At 44.2% G+C, this 14,139-nt stretch carries 15 protein-coding genes; 8 read left to right on the forward strand and 7 right to left on the reverse strand.

Going from position 1 to position 14,139, the window contains the following annotated elements; genetic code table 11:
* From fdh3B to cobB, 4 genes are all read left to right on the forward strand, one after another.
* Complete coding sequence (fdh3B, locus tag KIT90_RS05530) at positions 1-609, forward strand: formate dehydrogenase FDH3 subunit beta (RefSeq protein ID WP_005427693.1); 609 nt, start codon at positions 1-3, stop codon at positions 607-609.
* Between the two features lie 13 nt (positions 610-622).
* Positions 623-1,675 (forward strand): formate dehydrogenase subunit gamma, encoded by a 1,053-nt coding sequence (locus KIT90_RS05535; RefSeq protein WP_009706095.1) that lies wholly within the window; start codon positions 623-625, stop codon positions 1,673-1,675.
* Positions 1,659-2,075 carry a membrane protein gene (locus KIT90_RS05540; protein ID WP_009706096.1) on the forward strand — a complete coding sequence of 139 codons (417 nt, stop codon included), beginning with the start codon at positions 1,659-1,661 and terminating at the stop codon, positions 2,073-2,075. The genes KIT90_RS05535 and KIT90_RS05540 overlap by 17 nt, the downstream gene beginning before the upstream one ends.
* 191 nt (positions 2,076-2,266) lie before the next feature.
* Positions 2,267-2,998, forward strand: a complete 732-nt coding sequence (gene cobB / locus KIT90_RS05545) for a Sir2 family NAD+-dependent deacetylase (RefSeq protein WP_020197411.1) — start codon at positions 2,267-2,269, stop codon at positions 2,996-2,998.
* Positions 2,999-3,179: 181 nt separating this feature from the next.
* Here the strand turns inward: cobB and KIT90_RS05550 are convergent, their stop codons facing one another.
* From KIT90_RS05550 to potA, 5 genes are all read right to left on the reverse strand, one after another.
* Entirely contained in the window at positions 3,180-4,217 is a 1,038-nt protein-coding gene (locus KIT90_RS05550; RefSeq protein WP_005528441.1) for an extracellular solute-binding protein, read from the reverse strand.
* A gap of 251 nt (positions 4,218-4,468) precedes the next feature.
* Positions 4,469-5,500 carry an extracellular solute-binding protein gene (locus KIT90_RS05555; RefSeq protein ID WP_009706099.1) on the reverse strand — a complete coding sequence of 344 codons (1,032 nt, stop codon included), beginning with the start codon at positions 5,498-5,500 and terminating at the stop codon, positions 4,469-4,471.
* A 102-nt stretch (positions 5,501-5,602) separates the two neighbouring features.
* On the reverse strand, positions 5,603-6,373 hold the full coding sequence (gene potC, locus KIT90_RS05560) for a spermidine/putrescine ABC transporter permease PotC (protein ID WP_005389180.1): 771 nt from the start codon (positions 6,371-6,373) through the stop codon (positions 5,603-5,605).
* A complete protein-coding gene (potB, locus tag KIT90_RS05565; RefSeq protein ID WP_005441590.1) occupies positions 6,373-7,233 on the reverse strand; it encodes a spermidine/putrescine ABC transporter permease PotB in 861 nt (286 codons plus the stop codon). The genes potC and potB overlap by 1 nt, the downstream gene beginning before the upstream one ends.
* Entirely contained in the window at positions 7,214-8,329 is a 1,116-nt protein-coding gene (gene potA, locus KIT90_RS05570; protein WP_009706100.1) for a spermidine/putrescine ABC transporter ATP-binding protein PotA, read from the reverse strand. The genes potB and potA overlap by 20 nt, the downstream gene beginning before the upstream one ends.
* 401 nt (positions 8,330-8,730) lie before the next feature.
* On the opposite strand from potA, the gene KIT90_RS05575 reads away from it, so the two are divergent.
* From KIT90_RS05575 to ttcA, 4 genes are all read left to right on the forward strand, one after another.
* Positions 8,731-9,528: a hypothetical protein gene (locus KIT90_RS05575; protein WP_005441595.1), complete on the forward strand. Its 798-nt coding sequence runs from the start codon at positions 8,731-8,733 to the stop codon at positions 9,526-9,528.
* On the forward strand, positions 9,521-10,357 hold the full coding sequence (locus KIT90_RS05580; RefSeq protein WP_285375795.1) for a glucosaminidase domain-containing protein: 837 nt from the start codon (positions 9,521-9,523) through the stop codon (positions 10,355-10,357). Before KIT90_RS05575 ends, KIT90_RS05580 begins: the two co-directional genes overlap by 8 nt.
* 17 nt (positions 10,358-10,374) lie before the next feature.
* On the forward strand, positions 10,375-11,037 hold the full coding sequence (locus KIT90_RS05585; protein ID WP_005441599.1) for a DUF2987 domain-containing protein: 663 nt from the start codon (positions 10,375-10,377) through the stop codon (positions 11,035-11,037).
* A 198-nt stretch (positions 11,038-11,235) separates the two neighbouring features.
* Positions 11,236-12,129: a tRNA 2-thiocytidine(32) synthetase TtcA gene (ttcA, locus tag KIT90_RS05590; RefSeq protein ID WP_005441601.1), complete on the forward strand. Its 894-nt coding sequence runs from the start codon at positions 11,236-11,238 to the stop codon at positions 12,127-12,129.
* A gap of 125 nt (positions 12,130-12,254) precedes the next feature.
* On the opposite strand, the gene uspE is transcribed toward ttcA, so the two are convergent.
* Both uspE and KIT90_RS05600 read right to left on the reverse strand, forming a co-directional pair.
* Positions 12,255-13,202: a universal stress protein UspE gene (uspE, locus tag KIT90_RS05595; protein ID WP_005441604.1), complete on the reverse strand. Its 948-nt coding sequence runs from the start codon at positions 13,200-13,202 to the stop codon at positions 12,255-12,257.
* Between the two features lie 181 nt (positions 13,203-13,383).
* Positions 13,384-14,130 carry an FNR family transcription factor gene (locus KIT90_RS05600; RefSeq protein WP_005429849.1) on the reverse strand — a complete coding sequence of 249 codons (747 nt, stop codon included), beginning with the start codon at positions 14,128-14,130 and terminating at the stop codon, positions 13,384-13,386.
* Positions 14,131-14,139 lie beyond the last annotated feature (9 nt).

Genomic DNA, 14,139 nt, shown 5'->3' on the forward strand with positions numbered 1-14,139 from the left:
ATGGCACGAATGAAATTCCTATGTGACACCAAACGCTGTATCGAGTGTAACGGCTGTGTTACTGCATGTAAGAACGAAAACGATGATGCGCTTGAGTGGGGTATTCAACGTCGTCGCGTGGTAACGCTGAACGACGGTGAACCAGGTGAAAACTCAATCTCTGTTGCTTGTATGCACTGTACAGATGCACCTTGTATGGCAGTTTGTCCAGCTGACTGTTTCGAGCACACAGAAGACGGCATCGTTCTTCACAACAAAGATCTTTGTATCGGTTGTGGTTACTGTCTGTTTGCTTGTCCATTCGGTGCACCTCAGTTCCCGAAACAAGCATCGTTCGGTGAGCGTGGCAAAATGGACAAATGTACATTCTGTGCAGGTGGTCCAAACACAGAACCTGGTTCTCTAGAAGAGCGTGAGAAGTACGGTGCGAACCGTATTGCTGAAGGTAAGCTGCCTATGTGTGCGTCACTATGTTCAACAAAAGCACTGCTAGCGGGTGATGCAGAGAAAGTTTCTGACATCTTCCGTCAACGTGTGGTTGAGCGCGGTGCGAAAAACGCAGGTTGGACAGACGGTAACGATCTTTCTTACGACGCAACCAAAAGCTAAGTAGGAGAGACACATGTTAAATACTCTTAAACGTGCGTCTCTTGTAATGCTGTCGATGATGACAGCATTACTGCTGACCTTTGCGATGCCAGCGTCTGCGCAAGAAGACACATCTCCAGTGGTACAACAGGAGATGACGCAACTTGCAGGTGCAGACTTCTGGCGCCAGGTCAAAGAGGGGCAGGAAGGCTATACCACGTCGAAATCAGCGGAACACGGTGTGCTGATCAGTACTCCGGGTGAGACTTGGTACATTCTTAAAGAGAAATGGATGTCTCCTGCGGGCGCTGTCGCGATTTTCGGCAGTATCGCAATGGTTATCATGGCTTACGTATTCGTTGGTCCTCTAATGCTAAGCAAGCCACGTACTGGCAAGAAGATGAAACGCTGGTCTCGACTAGACCGCGCACTACACTGGAGCATGGCGTTTACCTTCTTAACGCTGGCATTCAGTGGTTTGATGCTGGTTTACGGTAAGCACTTCTTGAAGCCGTACGTACCCACTGAGTTCTGGGGCTTCATCGTCATGTTGGCGAAGCAATACCATAACTACATGGGTCCGTTGTTCTTCATCTTGCTGATGTTTGTTCTACTGAAATGGTGGCGCAAATCTATCCCTAACATGACAGACATCCGTTGGTTCATGAAAATGGGTGGCATGGTTGGTAAACACAAAGGAACGCACCCATCGGCTGGTTTCTCCAACGGTGGTGAAAAGGCGATCTACTGGTTGTTGATCTTCTTTGGTGCTATTGCTGCAGTGAGTGGTTTAATTCTGGATTTCCCAATTTTCGGCCAAACTCGTCGCGATATGGAATTGTCTAACCTTGTTCACGCGATTTCAGCACTGATTCTAATCTGTGGCTTTATCTTCCACATCTACATCGGTCTATTCGGTATGGAGGGTGCGTTAGAAGGTATGGTTACCGGTGAAGTTGACGAAACATGGGCGAAAGAACACCACGATCTTTGGTATGAAGAAGTAAAATCCAAAGAAGCGATGGGCGAAACAGATACGGCAAACACGGAACCAAAAGGAGCGAAAGCGAATGAACAAACCTCATAACGGGATTTGGGTTGCGTACATCCTGAGTTGTTTGACCCCGTTTACGTTTTTGATCTCAGGCGTTATCGCAATCATTTACGCGGGCTACCGCTTGGATAAAGGCGAAGACAGTGATGTAGTGAACTCACATTACTACGGCTTGATTCGTACATTCTTCTTGTACTTCACGTTCTTTGTTGTATTGATCGTAACAGTGGCAACATCGAATGGTGTGTTGGTTGGCGTAAGTGACTATTGGGTACACAGCAGCTTGCTAGACACAGTGGCTTACTTCATCCCTTGGGTAGGTATGCTGTTCGCAACGCTTGCGATTCTAGTTTGGTTCCTACGTATGTACCAAGGTATGAACCAACTGCGTAACAATATGCCGCACAGACCGTCTACAGGTCCAAACCTGTAAACCGGAACCTTTGCTCAAAAGCCTCGCCATCGCGGGGCTTTTTTATGCCTGAAAGACGGAACGACTCCATCAGTTTTTAAACAGAAATTAGAGGCAAATCAGCAGGCTTACGACCATGGTCTAATCCTTATTGCTATTGTTGTTTTTCTATCGGTGTTAAGCTTAATAAAAAAGAGCAACAAGGATCGGTTATGAATTTCCCATACAGAAATATTGTCGTACTTACTGGCGCAGGCATCTCGGCTGAGTCTGGTATTCAAACATTTCGAGCTCAAGATGGTCTCTGGGAGAATCACCGTATCGAGGACGTAGCAACACCGGAAGGCTTCTTGCGTGATCCGGATTTGGTTCAGAGCTTTTATAACCAACGTCGTAAAAAGCTACAAGGTGAAGATATCAAGCCGAATGCGGCCCATATCGCGCTAGGACGCTTAGAAGAGCAGTTGGAAGGCAAAGTGACTATCATCACTCAAAACATCGATAATCTGCACGAGAGAGGCGGTAGCGCTAATATCATTCACATGCACGGTGAGTTGCTCAAAGCGCGTTGCAGCGAATCCAATCAAGTCATCGAGCATTCAGAAGACATTGAGACTGGCGAGTTATGCCATTGCTGCCAAATTCCTGCTCAAATGCGTCCACACATTGTTTGGTTTGGTGAAATGCCACTGCGCATGGGTGAGATCTATGCGGCATTGGAAGAGGCGGATTTGTTTATTTCTATCGGTACTTCTGGCGTTGTGTATCCAGCCGCAGGCTTTGTACATGACGCGAAGATGCATGGCGCACATACGATTGAAATTAACTTGGAGCCAAGTGCTGTCGAGAGCGAGTTTGAAGAGAAGCGTTACGGTAAAGCAAGTATTGAAGTGCCAAAATTGGTTGACGAAATTCTTGCTCTGGAAAATGAAGCCAGCGCTTAATCAAACGGACAGAACCTTCATTTCAAAAAGGCATCGAGTGATTCGATGCCTTTTTGTATTTTGAAACGTTGTATTCTGATGCTTTGTAATTCGCGCAATATAGATTTGAGATACAAAGAAGGATCTTCAGATACAAGAAAAGCGACCGAAGCCGCTTTTCTAAACTATTTCGACAGACTGATTAGTTGTCTACTTTTAGCTTTTGGAAGTACTCATCGTAAAGCACGCTTGCTTCACCAACTTCGTCTTGCCATGTACCGCTGTCCATCACTTCTTGTGGTGGGAAGATGCTTGGATCGTTAGCAAATTCTTTCGGTAGTAGATCGTGCGCTGTTTTCACTGGAGTAGGGTAACCAATCTCTAGTGCAATCTTAGCTGCGTTCTCTGGACGTAATAGGAAGTCGATCATCTTATGAGCTGCGTCAACGTTCTTCGCACCAGCTGGAATTGCTAGGCTGTCCATCCAGAAGATAGTGCCTTTTTCTGGCCAGATGATGTCGATGTTCGCGCCTTCTTGACGAGCCATGTAAGCAGAGCCATTCCAAAGCATACCAAGTGATACTTCACCTGCTAGGTATGGGTTCGCTGGGAAGTCTGAGTTGAATACCAACACGTTTGGCATTAGCTTTTTCAGTTCTTCGTAAGCCGCTTTGATCTCGTCTGGGTTAGTCGTATTTGGCGAGTAACCAAGCTTAGTCAATGCAATGTGGAATACTTCGCGAGAATCATCCATCAGCATTAGTTGACCTTCCCACTTGCTATCCCAGAAATCGTCCCATTTAGAAACTGATGACTTGTCTAGCATGTCAGCATTGATACCAATACCGGTCGCACCCCAAATGTATGGGATAGAGTAGTTGTTGTTCGGGTCGAACGGCTTGTTCAGGAAGTTAGTGTCTAGATCAGCAAAGTGAGACAGTTTCTCTTTGTCGATCTTTTGCAGCATGCCTTCTTTACGCATTTTTGATACGAAATAGGTAGACGGTACTACCAAGTCGTAACCAGAACCTTGAGTTTTCAACTTCGCGTACATGCTTTCGTTAGACTCGTACGTAGAGTAGATAACTTTGATGCCGGTTTCTTTTGTAAAGTCTTCAAGAACTTCGTTTGGAATGTATTCCGACCAGTTGTAGAAATACAGTTCTTGATCAGCAGCCATTGCAGGGGTAGCGATTAGCGTCGCCGCACACAGTGCGCTTGCGTAGAATTTACTTTTCATTTTATTTCCGTTTTGTTCAGCAACAGGACAAATCAATACTAGTAAGAGATACTGGTTTGAGCCAAATTGCGATAAGCACAATCCTGTTTATTTGAGCGTCGAAAACCAACATTACGATCCAAATAGGCAGTAATGCTTGAACTCGAGTCAAATAAACCTAGCAACATACAATTATATCAGTCAATTACAAAAATAGGCAGCGTATTGCTGCCTATTTTCATTTAGTAGATGGCTTATTAAGCAAGATCAGATTATTGACCCGCTTTTAGCTTTAGGAAGTAGTCTTCGTACTTCACTGTCATGTCGCCAACAGAGTCTTGCCATTCAACGCGGTCAAGGTCTTCTTGAGAAGGGAACAGTGGTGCAACGTCTTTGAATTTAGCGTTAGATTCTGCAACCGCCGTTAGGTAACCCGTATCCGCTGAGATTTGCTCTGCGATTTCTGGACGTAGTAGGAAGTCGATCATCTTGTGAGCTGCTTCTACGTTCTTCGCACCAGACGAGATTGCGAAGTTATCAACCCAACCGATACCGCCTTCTTTAGGGAATACAAGTTTTAGGTTCATGCCTTCGTTTTGAGCGGCTGCTGCACTACCGTTCCAAAGCATACCAACGCCAACTTCGCCAGACATGTATGGTGCGCCTGGGTTGTCAGAGTTAAATACTAGAACGTTAGGCATTAGCTTTTGTAGCTCTGCGTACGCTTCATCGATTTGTTTTGGATCCGTAGAGTTACCTGAGTAACCCAGTTTGCGCAGTGCAATGTGGAACACTTCACGAGTGTCGTCCATCAGCATTACTTGACCTTCTAGCTCTGGCTTCCATAGGTCAGCCCAGCTTTGGAAGTCGTTTGGATCGTACATGTCTGCGTTAACCGCTAGACCTGTAATCGCAACAACGTGTGGAATAGAGTAGTCGTTATTTGGATCGTAAGGCTTGTCTAGGTAGTTTTTATCTAGGTTGCCGAAGTTTTTAAGCTTAGTCTTATCGATCTTTTGTAGCATACCTTCGTCACGCATCTTCGCAACGAAGTACGTTGAAGGTACGACTAGATCATAACCTTGGTTATGAGTTTTTAGCTTTGCATACAAAGTTTCATTCGACTCGTAAGTCGAGTAGATCACTTTGATGCCAGTTTCTTTAGTAAATTGCTCTAGGATATTACTGTTGATGTAAGGACCCCAGTTCATAAATACTAATTCTTTATCATCCGCTGCCGCTGTACCAGAGAACAGAGAAAGCGCACATGCACTACCAGCTAATAGAGTAGCCCATTTTTTCATTGACGTTAGCTCCAAACCAAACGTTGTCCAATTTTGGACGATAGATAGAAAAACAGAATGGCATGTAACCATTCTGTTTCGTGATGTTAACGGGTGCGGATTCTACTTCACTTTTTCTCTTGCTAGCAACTGAGAAATTACTACCAAGACCAAAGAAACAATCAACATCACCGTTGCTAGGGCGTTCACTTCCGGTGAAATGCCCACCTTAACCATTGAGTAAATCTTCAATGGCAAGATTTCGTAAGTTGGACCTGTTACAAACGAGCTGATAATTACGTCGTCCAGAGACAGGGTAAAGCTCAGTAGCCAACCTGCAGCAACCGCTGGTTTAGCAAGAGGAAGGATGATCTGTTTCAAGATAACCCATTCGCTTGCACCAAGGTCTTTTGCAGCTTCCAACATTTTCACATCAAAGCCATTTAAGCGGCTGTACACTGTTACCACAACGAACGGTAGACAGAAGGTGATGTGAGCAATCAATAGAGTAAAGAAGCCAAGCTGTGCGCCCAATACAAGGAACAGAGCAAGTAATGAAATCGCCATTACAATATCTGGAGACATCATTACGACAAACAGCATGCCGTTTACCGCGCCTTTACCTTTGAACGAGTAACGGAATAGGGCAACAGCCGTCAAGCTACCAATAATGGTTGCTGCTGTCGCTGAAAATACCGCAACGTTCAATGAATGCCATGCAGCCTGCATTAGGCTGTCGTTATTTACTAAGGTTTCGTACCATTTCGTGGTGAAACCGCCCCATTTCATACCAAATTTGTTGGCATTAAATGAGTTAACAATTAGGACGATGATCGGCAGATACAAAAATGCATATACCAGCGCCATAAAGCTAAATCTAACTGTGCGTCCCATTAGTCTAGCTCCACTTTCTTATTCAATAGTTTGCCTGCTCTGTAGTAAGCGTAAAGCATCACAGCCATTGCGAAGGTGAGGGCGATACTGGTCGCAGCACCAAATGGCCAGTCACGAGCGTTCAATACTTGGCTCTTAATTACGTTACCGATCAGTAGGTTCTTCGCACCGCCAAGAAGGTCAGAGATGTAGAACATACCTAGTGCAGGTAACAGAACCAACAAACAGCCACCGATAATACCAGGCATTGTCAGAGGTAGAATAACGCGTGTAATGGTTTGAAACTTGTTCGCACCAAGGTCTTTTGCTGCCTCGATGTAGGTGTTGTCTAACTTCTCGATTGCCGAGTAAAGTGGCAAAATCATAAATGGAAGTAAGATGTACACAAGACCAATCATTACTGCTGTTTCGGTATACATTAAACGCATCGGCTTATCGATGATTTCCATCGCCATCAACGACTTGTTCAAAATGCCTTGAGTACCTAGAACAATCTTTAAGCCGTAAGTACGGATAAGAGAGTTAGTCCAGAAAGGTACAATCACCAAGAACAACATGAACGGACGCCATTTTTCAGGCATTTTCGCTACGATGTAAGCAAATGGATAACCAATCACCAAACACAACAATGTTGCGATGATCGCCATGTAGAAAGAGTGCATCAGCACCTTTGCGTACAAAGGATCGAGTAGGCGAAGATAGTTGTCGAATGTAAACGTTAATTCAATGAGGTTCGCTTCATCACGCGTCAAGAAACTTGTACCGATAATCATTAGGTTTGGTACTAACACAAACAGTGTTAACCAACCAACGATTAGGGTAATGATCGCGTTCTGAAGATTAAGCTTCTTGCTTATCATTTAGTACTACCTCCCAGCTCTCAACCCAAGTAATAGCGACTTTCTGGCCGAGAGAGTGGTCCACATCTGGATCATCTTCGTTAAAGAATTCGCTTACCATCACGCGCATGCCTGAATCCAATTGGATAACAGAATCAAGCGTCATACCTTTATAGGTACGCTCTGTTACGTGACCTACGATGCCTTTTTCTTCAGACTCTTTGATCTCTTCGATTCGTAAGTCTTCTGGGCGAAGTAGTACTTGTAGTTTGTCACCGGCTTGTGCTTCTTGATCGTAGTAAACAACGGATTCAACGCCTTCAATCTCTGCACGAATACGTTTCTCGTCGATACGATCTAGCATGGTTGCGTTGAATACGTTGATCTCACCGATAAAGCGAGCAACAAATAGGTTCTTAGGTTCTTCGTAGATCTCACGTGGAGAGCCATCTTGCTCGATAACACCGTCGCGCATAACAATAATGCGGTCAGACATCGATAGGGCTTCTTCCTGATCGTGCGTAACGAAGATAAAGGTAATACCAAGTTGACGCTGTAGCTGTTTAAGCTCGATTTGCATTTGCTTACGTAGTTTGTAATCAAGTGCAGATAGAGATTCATCTAGCAGCAGTACTTTTGGCTTGTTCACAACCGCCCGCGCAATGGCGATACGTTGTTGCTGACCACCAGAAAGTTGGTGAGGCTTACGCTGTGCCATTTTTTCTAGGCGAACCATGCGTAGCGCATCCATAACTCGTGGCTCGATCTCTGCAGCAGGTGTTTTCTGCATGCGAAGACCAAAAGCAACGTTTTCAAATACGGTCATATGAGGGAAGAGTGCGTAACTCTGAAATACCGTGTTGACGTGCCTTTGCTCTGCAGGAACCTGTGTTACATCTTGGTCATCTAATACGATTTGACCGTTATCTGCCGTCTCAAAGCCCGCGATCATGCGTAAAACTGTTGTTTTACCACAACCAGAAGGACCAAGAATCGTCAGAAACTCACCATGATTAACATCCAGATTTAAATTACCGATGATTTCCTTGCCATCGAAACTTTTGCTAATACCAGATAGACGAACTACTGGCTTTCCTGCTTGCTGTTTAGCGTTCAACGTCTGTATTTCTCCCACGTTCAAATTGGGTTTCGACCAATTGATGTGACATTAGTCATTCACTTTTGAGGCGCGCATCATAATCACCAAAATTGTGAAATCAAAGCATTTTCTTATCTTGAAACAGAAAAAATTTTGCAGGAAAAAGTAAACATTCCTTACCATACTGTTTTTATGGGGGTATTCAATTTTCCGCTATACATAAGCAAGGCATTAATTTCTTCAGCAAATGTTTTCAATTTCATGGATTTGCGAGTGGTTAATTATCGACCAAATAGCAGATTTTGCAAGTATTGAGGCCGACTTATGATTTTAGACGTGGAAAGATTTCTTTATAATGACGCCCTTATTAATTAACTGGTTTTCCAGAAAAAATCTTACAAGTTAGCCTTGGATTAAATATGAACAACGATTTTGAGAAAGATTTCAATCTTGGAGGGAGTGTAGAGCGAGCTCTTTCTGGCAAGTATGAACTAAAAGCAGCAGCCGTTTTTAGTGAAGCTTGGCGCACCACCATTCAACAGTTTTTGTCCTTCTCACCTGCGATTATTCTTTTGCTTTTCGTACAGTTGGGTATCTTCTATATCGCACTGCAACTTCAACTGGGTGATCCAGGCGTAATCCTTGATGCTATTCAAGACCCAGAATCTTTCACCACTGACATCGTTTCTGCTATTTATGTGGCTAACTTTAGTTACGAAGTGATCAGCGCGCCGATTTATGCTGGTATCAGCTTAATGGCGATGAGCCACGTTGCTGGGTTGCGAACCAAGATCCGTCATGTGGGCAAAGGTCTTCAGTTTACGGTACCAGTGATTCTAGCAACGCTGTTTAGCTTGATGATGCAGGGGGTAGCGGGAATGATTTTCCCATTGCTGTCTCTGTATCTTTCTTTAGCGTTTAGTCATTCTATCTTATTGATTTGTGAGAAAAGAGTGCCGCCAATGCAGTCACTTCTTTTGTCACTTCGTGCAATCAACAAGAAGCTTTTTGTCGTCGCAGGGCTTTACTTAGGCGTGATGTTGATGTTTATTGTTGCTGCAATGTTCTACGGAATTGGCTTGATCTTCGTGCTACCGTTCTTCTTCCATTTGAAGGGAATCCTGTACCGCGAAATGTTTGGTATCAAGTTAAAGATCGTAGCGACACAGCAAAATGATAACGATCACGATGGTAACTCTCAGGTGTTTGATGCCTAAATCTTTAAAATCAATGAGTTTACGAGTGGCGGCTATCACAATAGCCGCCACTTTTGTTTCTGTAGGACCATATTTGCACTACGACCGCGAATATCGCAATGCGATTGACCCGCAGGTAGTGCACGGCCCGGTAACACACCCAGACTTGTCTAACCTCCCTTATATTGGTGACATTCCTGATTTCAACTCGATTAAGGACACGAAAGATAAGAAGACAGCGTTCTTCGACTTCCTTCGACCGAAAATAGCGTTAGAAAATCAACGAATCGAGAAAGAGCGAGCATTCCTAGCGTCTTTAAAAATCGGTGAGGTGAGCGCTGAGCAAACCTCTTACGCTGAACGTTTGGCTTCGCTTTACTCTTACCCATTGCAAGAAGGTACAGTGACACAAGCTTGGCTAGATGAAATGTTCAAGCGCGTCAACGTGTTACCTGAGGCGTTGGTTTTAACCCAAGCCGCCAATGAATCTGCGTGGGGAACCTCTCGTTTTGCCACTCAAGCAAACAACTTGTTTGGTCAATGGTGTTATAAGAAGGGCTGCGGAATTGTCCCGGCACATCGTGGGGCAGGAAAAACGCATGAAGTAGAAAAATTCGACACAGTACAAGAGTCGGTGCACGGCTACTTTATGAATGTGAATCGCAACCGTGCTTACGCTGATTTACGCGACATTCGCGCTAACTTAGCAGGGAAACACAAGGATTTGTTATCTGTGGCGACGGCATCGGAGCTAACTCATGGTTTGCTCGCGTATTCCGAACGTGGCATCGCTTACGTTAATGACTTACGTGCGATGATTCGTCACAATAACGCTTACTGGACACAATAGAAGAAATAACGGATCGGATGAAGAAGTTAAGCCTAAGTTTACTAGGCAGTGCGGTACTGGTCTTAGCATCGCCTGCAACTCACGCGCAAGAATACATGTTTACGTATTCTAAGCTCTACACACAATTGAAGAACAACGCCAAAGAAGGTCATGACGACGTTAAAGTCGGTGTCTTTTTTGTCGATGCAGATACTAAGCAACTGTGTGAGATAGAAAAAGCATGGATGGAAAAAGAAGAGCATTACGAAGAGTTTGTGATTCCGGCTTCTAAAGAGCTTCCTATTCCGATCGACAAAAACTTGAAGTCTGCGAACCCACTTGTCTTCGTCCAAACGCCGAAAGACACACGATGTGATTACTCTTTAGTTGTGATGACCAAAGAGCCATTACAGGGTAACGTATCTTACGAACAACTTACGCCTTTGATGCCACAAATGCAGGCGTTACTTGAAGATCTAGGCGGTATGTTTGCAGGTTGGTTCACTCCAGAGGTACAAGGTGTGACTATGGAATTTGCGGATAACTTGAATGACACTATTACTTTCTCTGATGGCACAGAAAAAGCCATCGTGAATGGTAAAGTTCAGGTGGCATTGAGTGACATTGGGGTAGGAGGTCATATGACCTTGCCTCAGCCAACGACTCGTGTCCTGCCTTATCTGCCAAACGCTAAAAAATAATCGTGATTTGATTTTTGAAGAGCTGCAATTGCGGCTCTTTTTTATTTTTATTGCCCATCGCGCTGTTTTAGAGTGCATTTATTGACGACTCGGTCACACAAACATTTAATCCTGCGTAAAAAGCTCGTATAATCCACGCCCCATAGAAACCCATGTTAGGAAGCCCTAGTCGATTTATCGGCGATGTGAGAGCCCGCAATGAACCAAGTAGATACAAGAAAAGAAACCCTAGAATTCAACAAACTTCAGAAGCGTCTAAGAAGAAATGTTGGAAATGCCATTACTGATTACAACATGATCGAAGAAGGCGATGTTGTGATGGCATGTATTAGTGGTGGTAAAGATTCATTTGCGATGCTTGATATCCTGTTGAATCTACAAAAGGCAGCACCAATCAAGTTTGAAGTGGTTGCGGTTAACCTTGACCAGAAACAGCCAGGTTTCCCTGAGCACATTCTTCCAGATTACTTTGAAACACTGAACATTCCTTACTACATCGTAGACAAGGACACTTACTCAGTGGTTAAAGAAAAAGTGCCAGAAGGCAAAACGACTTGCGGCCTATGTTCGCGTCTTCGTCGTGGTACGCTTTACTCTTTCGCTGAGAAGATCGGTGCGACCAAACTAGCACTTGGTCACCACATGGACGACATTGTTGAGACTATGTTCTTGAACATGTTCCATGGCTCACGCCTTAAAGCGATGCCGCCAAAGCTTCGTTCAGACGATGGCCGTAACGTTGTAATTCGTCCGTTGACTTACTGTCGTGAGAAAGACCTGATCAAATACGCAGAGCACAAAGAGTTCCCAATCATTCCTTGTAACCTGTGTGGCTCTCAAGAGAACCTTCAACGTCAATCGATTAAAGCAATGTTGATCGATTGGGATAAGAAAACACCTGGTCGCGTAGAAGCTATCTTCAAGTCAATCCAGAACGTAAGCCCAAGCCAGCTTGCTGACCGTGAATTGTTCGACTTTGAAAACCTTCCACTGGACCGTGAAGGAAATCGCGAAGAATACGAATTCAGTGAAGCTGTAGTTTCTTCGACAAACATCGACGAATCAATGTTCATCGATGTAACCAACATCTAATTCGAAAAGAGGAGGCTAAATTTGCCTCCTTTTTAATTTGCGTGCTTAGGGCCGTGAACAGAATAAAAAAATCCCCCAACAACTGGGGGATTTTCATTTCTATATTATTTCAAAAACAAGCGCTGTTATGTCGCTGTATTCGGATCGAGCGGACTGATGTAACCGTTTGGTTTCAATGCTAGTACGTCGCAATTGATTTTATCAATCACATGCTCCGCTGTGTTACCAATAAACACCGCAGAAAGCCCCGTACGACCTGTCGTACCAAGAATAACCATTGCTGCATTTAGCTTTTCTGCCGTTGCAGGGATAATGTCTTCTGGTAGACCTTGTTCAACAATTGTTTGCTCTTCATCCAAACCATGCTTTTGGCGAAGTGCTTTCATTGCGGTTAGGTGATGCCCACGAACTGCATCTGTGTACGTTGTTGGGTCAAACTCAGGCAATTCAATCGTAATATTCGCCGGAGTAACCGGATAGGCATTAACGAGATACGGTTCAGCATCGAGACGATTGGTGATTTCTTTAAGGCGCTCGACCATTGAGTCGTTCAAATCAATGTGCGTTGGGTTTTCCGAGCCAACATGAACAGACGCGAGAATTTTCGCGTGCTCTGGCCAATCGGAGTTCTTAATTAGAAGCACAGGGATAGGGCACTTACGCAACAAATGCCAATCTGTAGGTGTGAAAATGACGGATTCTAGAACATCGTGTTTACGCGTTCCCTTAATAACGATGTCGTGACCGCCAGCAAAGACTTCAGCAATGATCGCTTCATAAGGGCGATTATGCCAAACAACACAAACATCAAAGTCGAAGCTATCGTCTAAATACGGTTGGGCTATCTTACGCATCCATTGTTCACGTTGGTGGATAACACCGCGACGCATAGCATCTCTTTCATCGACCGACAGCATTGAGGTCATGTCATACGAAAAATCGTAGATTGACAGAAAGAAAGTGATTCGGCTTCTGGATACACTTTTTCGAGCGAGTTGAACTGCTCTTGCAAGTGCTGGCTGCTCATCATTATTGATGTCAGCAACAACAAGGATCTTACTGTATATACTCATATCTAAGCCCACTTATTATTGTAAAACCAAATACCGAATATAAGGTAAATCAGTATATTGGAGTACACAAGGTACATTTTTACTGTAGCTCAGTTTGAGGAAGAATTTGAGGACTTTTGAAGGGATTTTAGAAGAAATATGATGTAGCTCATTTTCGAGCTACATCAATTGATAGGGCAAATTAGTCTTTGCTAACGCCTGCAAGTTCCATCAATGCATCATGGTCTAAGATGGTGATGTACTTACCTTTTACGCTCAGAATTTCAGATTTCTGGAAGCGGCCAAGTAGGCGACTGATGGTCTCAACCGTCAAACCAAGGTAGTTACCGATGTCACCACGAGTCATGGTTAGACGGAATTCTCTTGGGCTAAAGCCACGTTGAGAGAAACGTGTCGATAGGTTGTATAGGAAAGCCGCAAGACGCTCTTCAGCATTCTTTTTAGAAAGCAGAAGGATCATCTCTTGGTCGCCTTTAATTTCGTTACTCATCAGACGCATGATCTGTTGGCGAAGTTTAGGCATTTTTCCTGATAGGTCATCAAGGATTTCGTAAGGAATCTCACAAACCATTGATGTTTCAAGTGCTTGAGCAAAGCTAGGGTGTAGATCGCCTGTGATTGCGTCAAAACCTACAAGGTCACCCGCTAAGTGAAACGCAGTGATTTGCTCATCGCCTTGTTCTGTAATGGTGTAGCTCTTGATAGTACCAGAGCGGATAGCGTACAGAGATTTTAGCTCATCACCTGCTTTAAAAAGCTCTTGGCCTTTTTGGATTGGCTTTTTACGCTCGATGATTTGATCCAACTGATCCAATTCAGACTCGTTAAGAGTAAACGGAATACACAGTTGGCTAATGCTACAATCTTGGCAATGAATCGCGCAACCGCCTGATTGGATACGCTTTGTTGCAGGTTTTTCAGAAATCATAACAACCTT

The sequence above is a fragment of the Vibrio sp. B172a genome, assembly GCF_030248355.1.
GTDB classification, from domain to species: domain Bacteria; phylum Pseudomonadota; class Gammaproteobacteria; order Enterobacterales; family Vibrionaceae; genus Vibrio; species Vibrio owensii.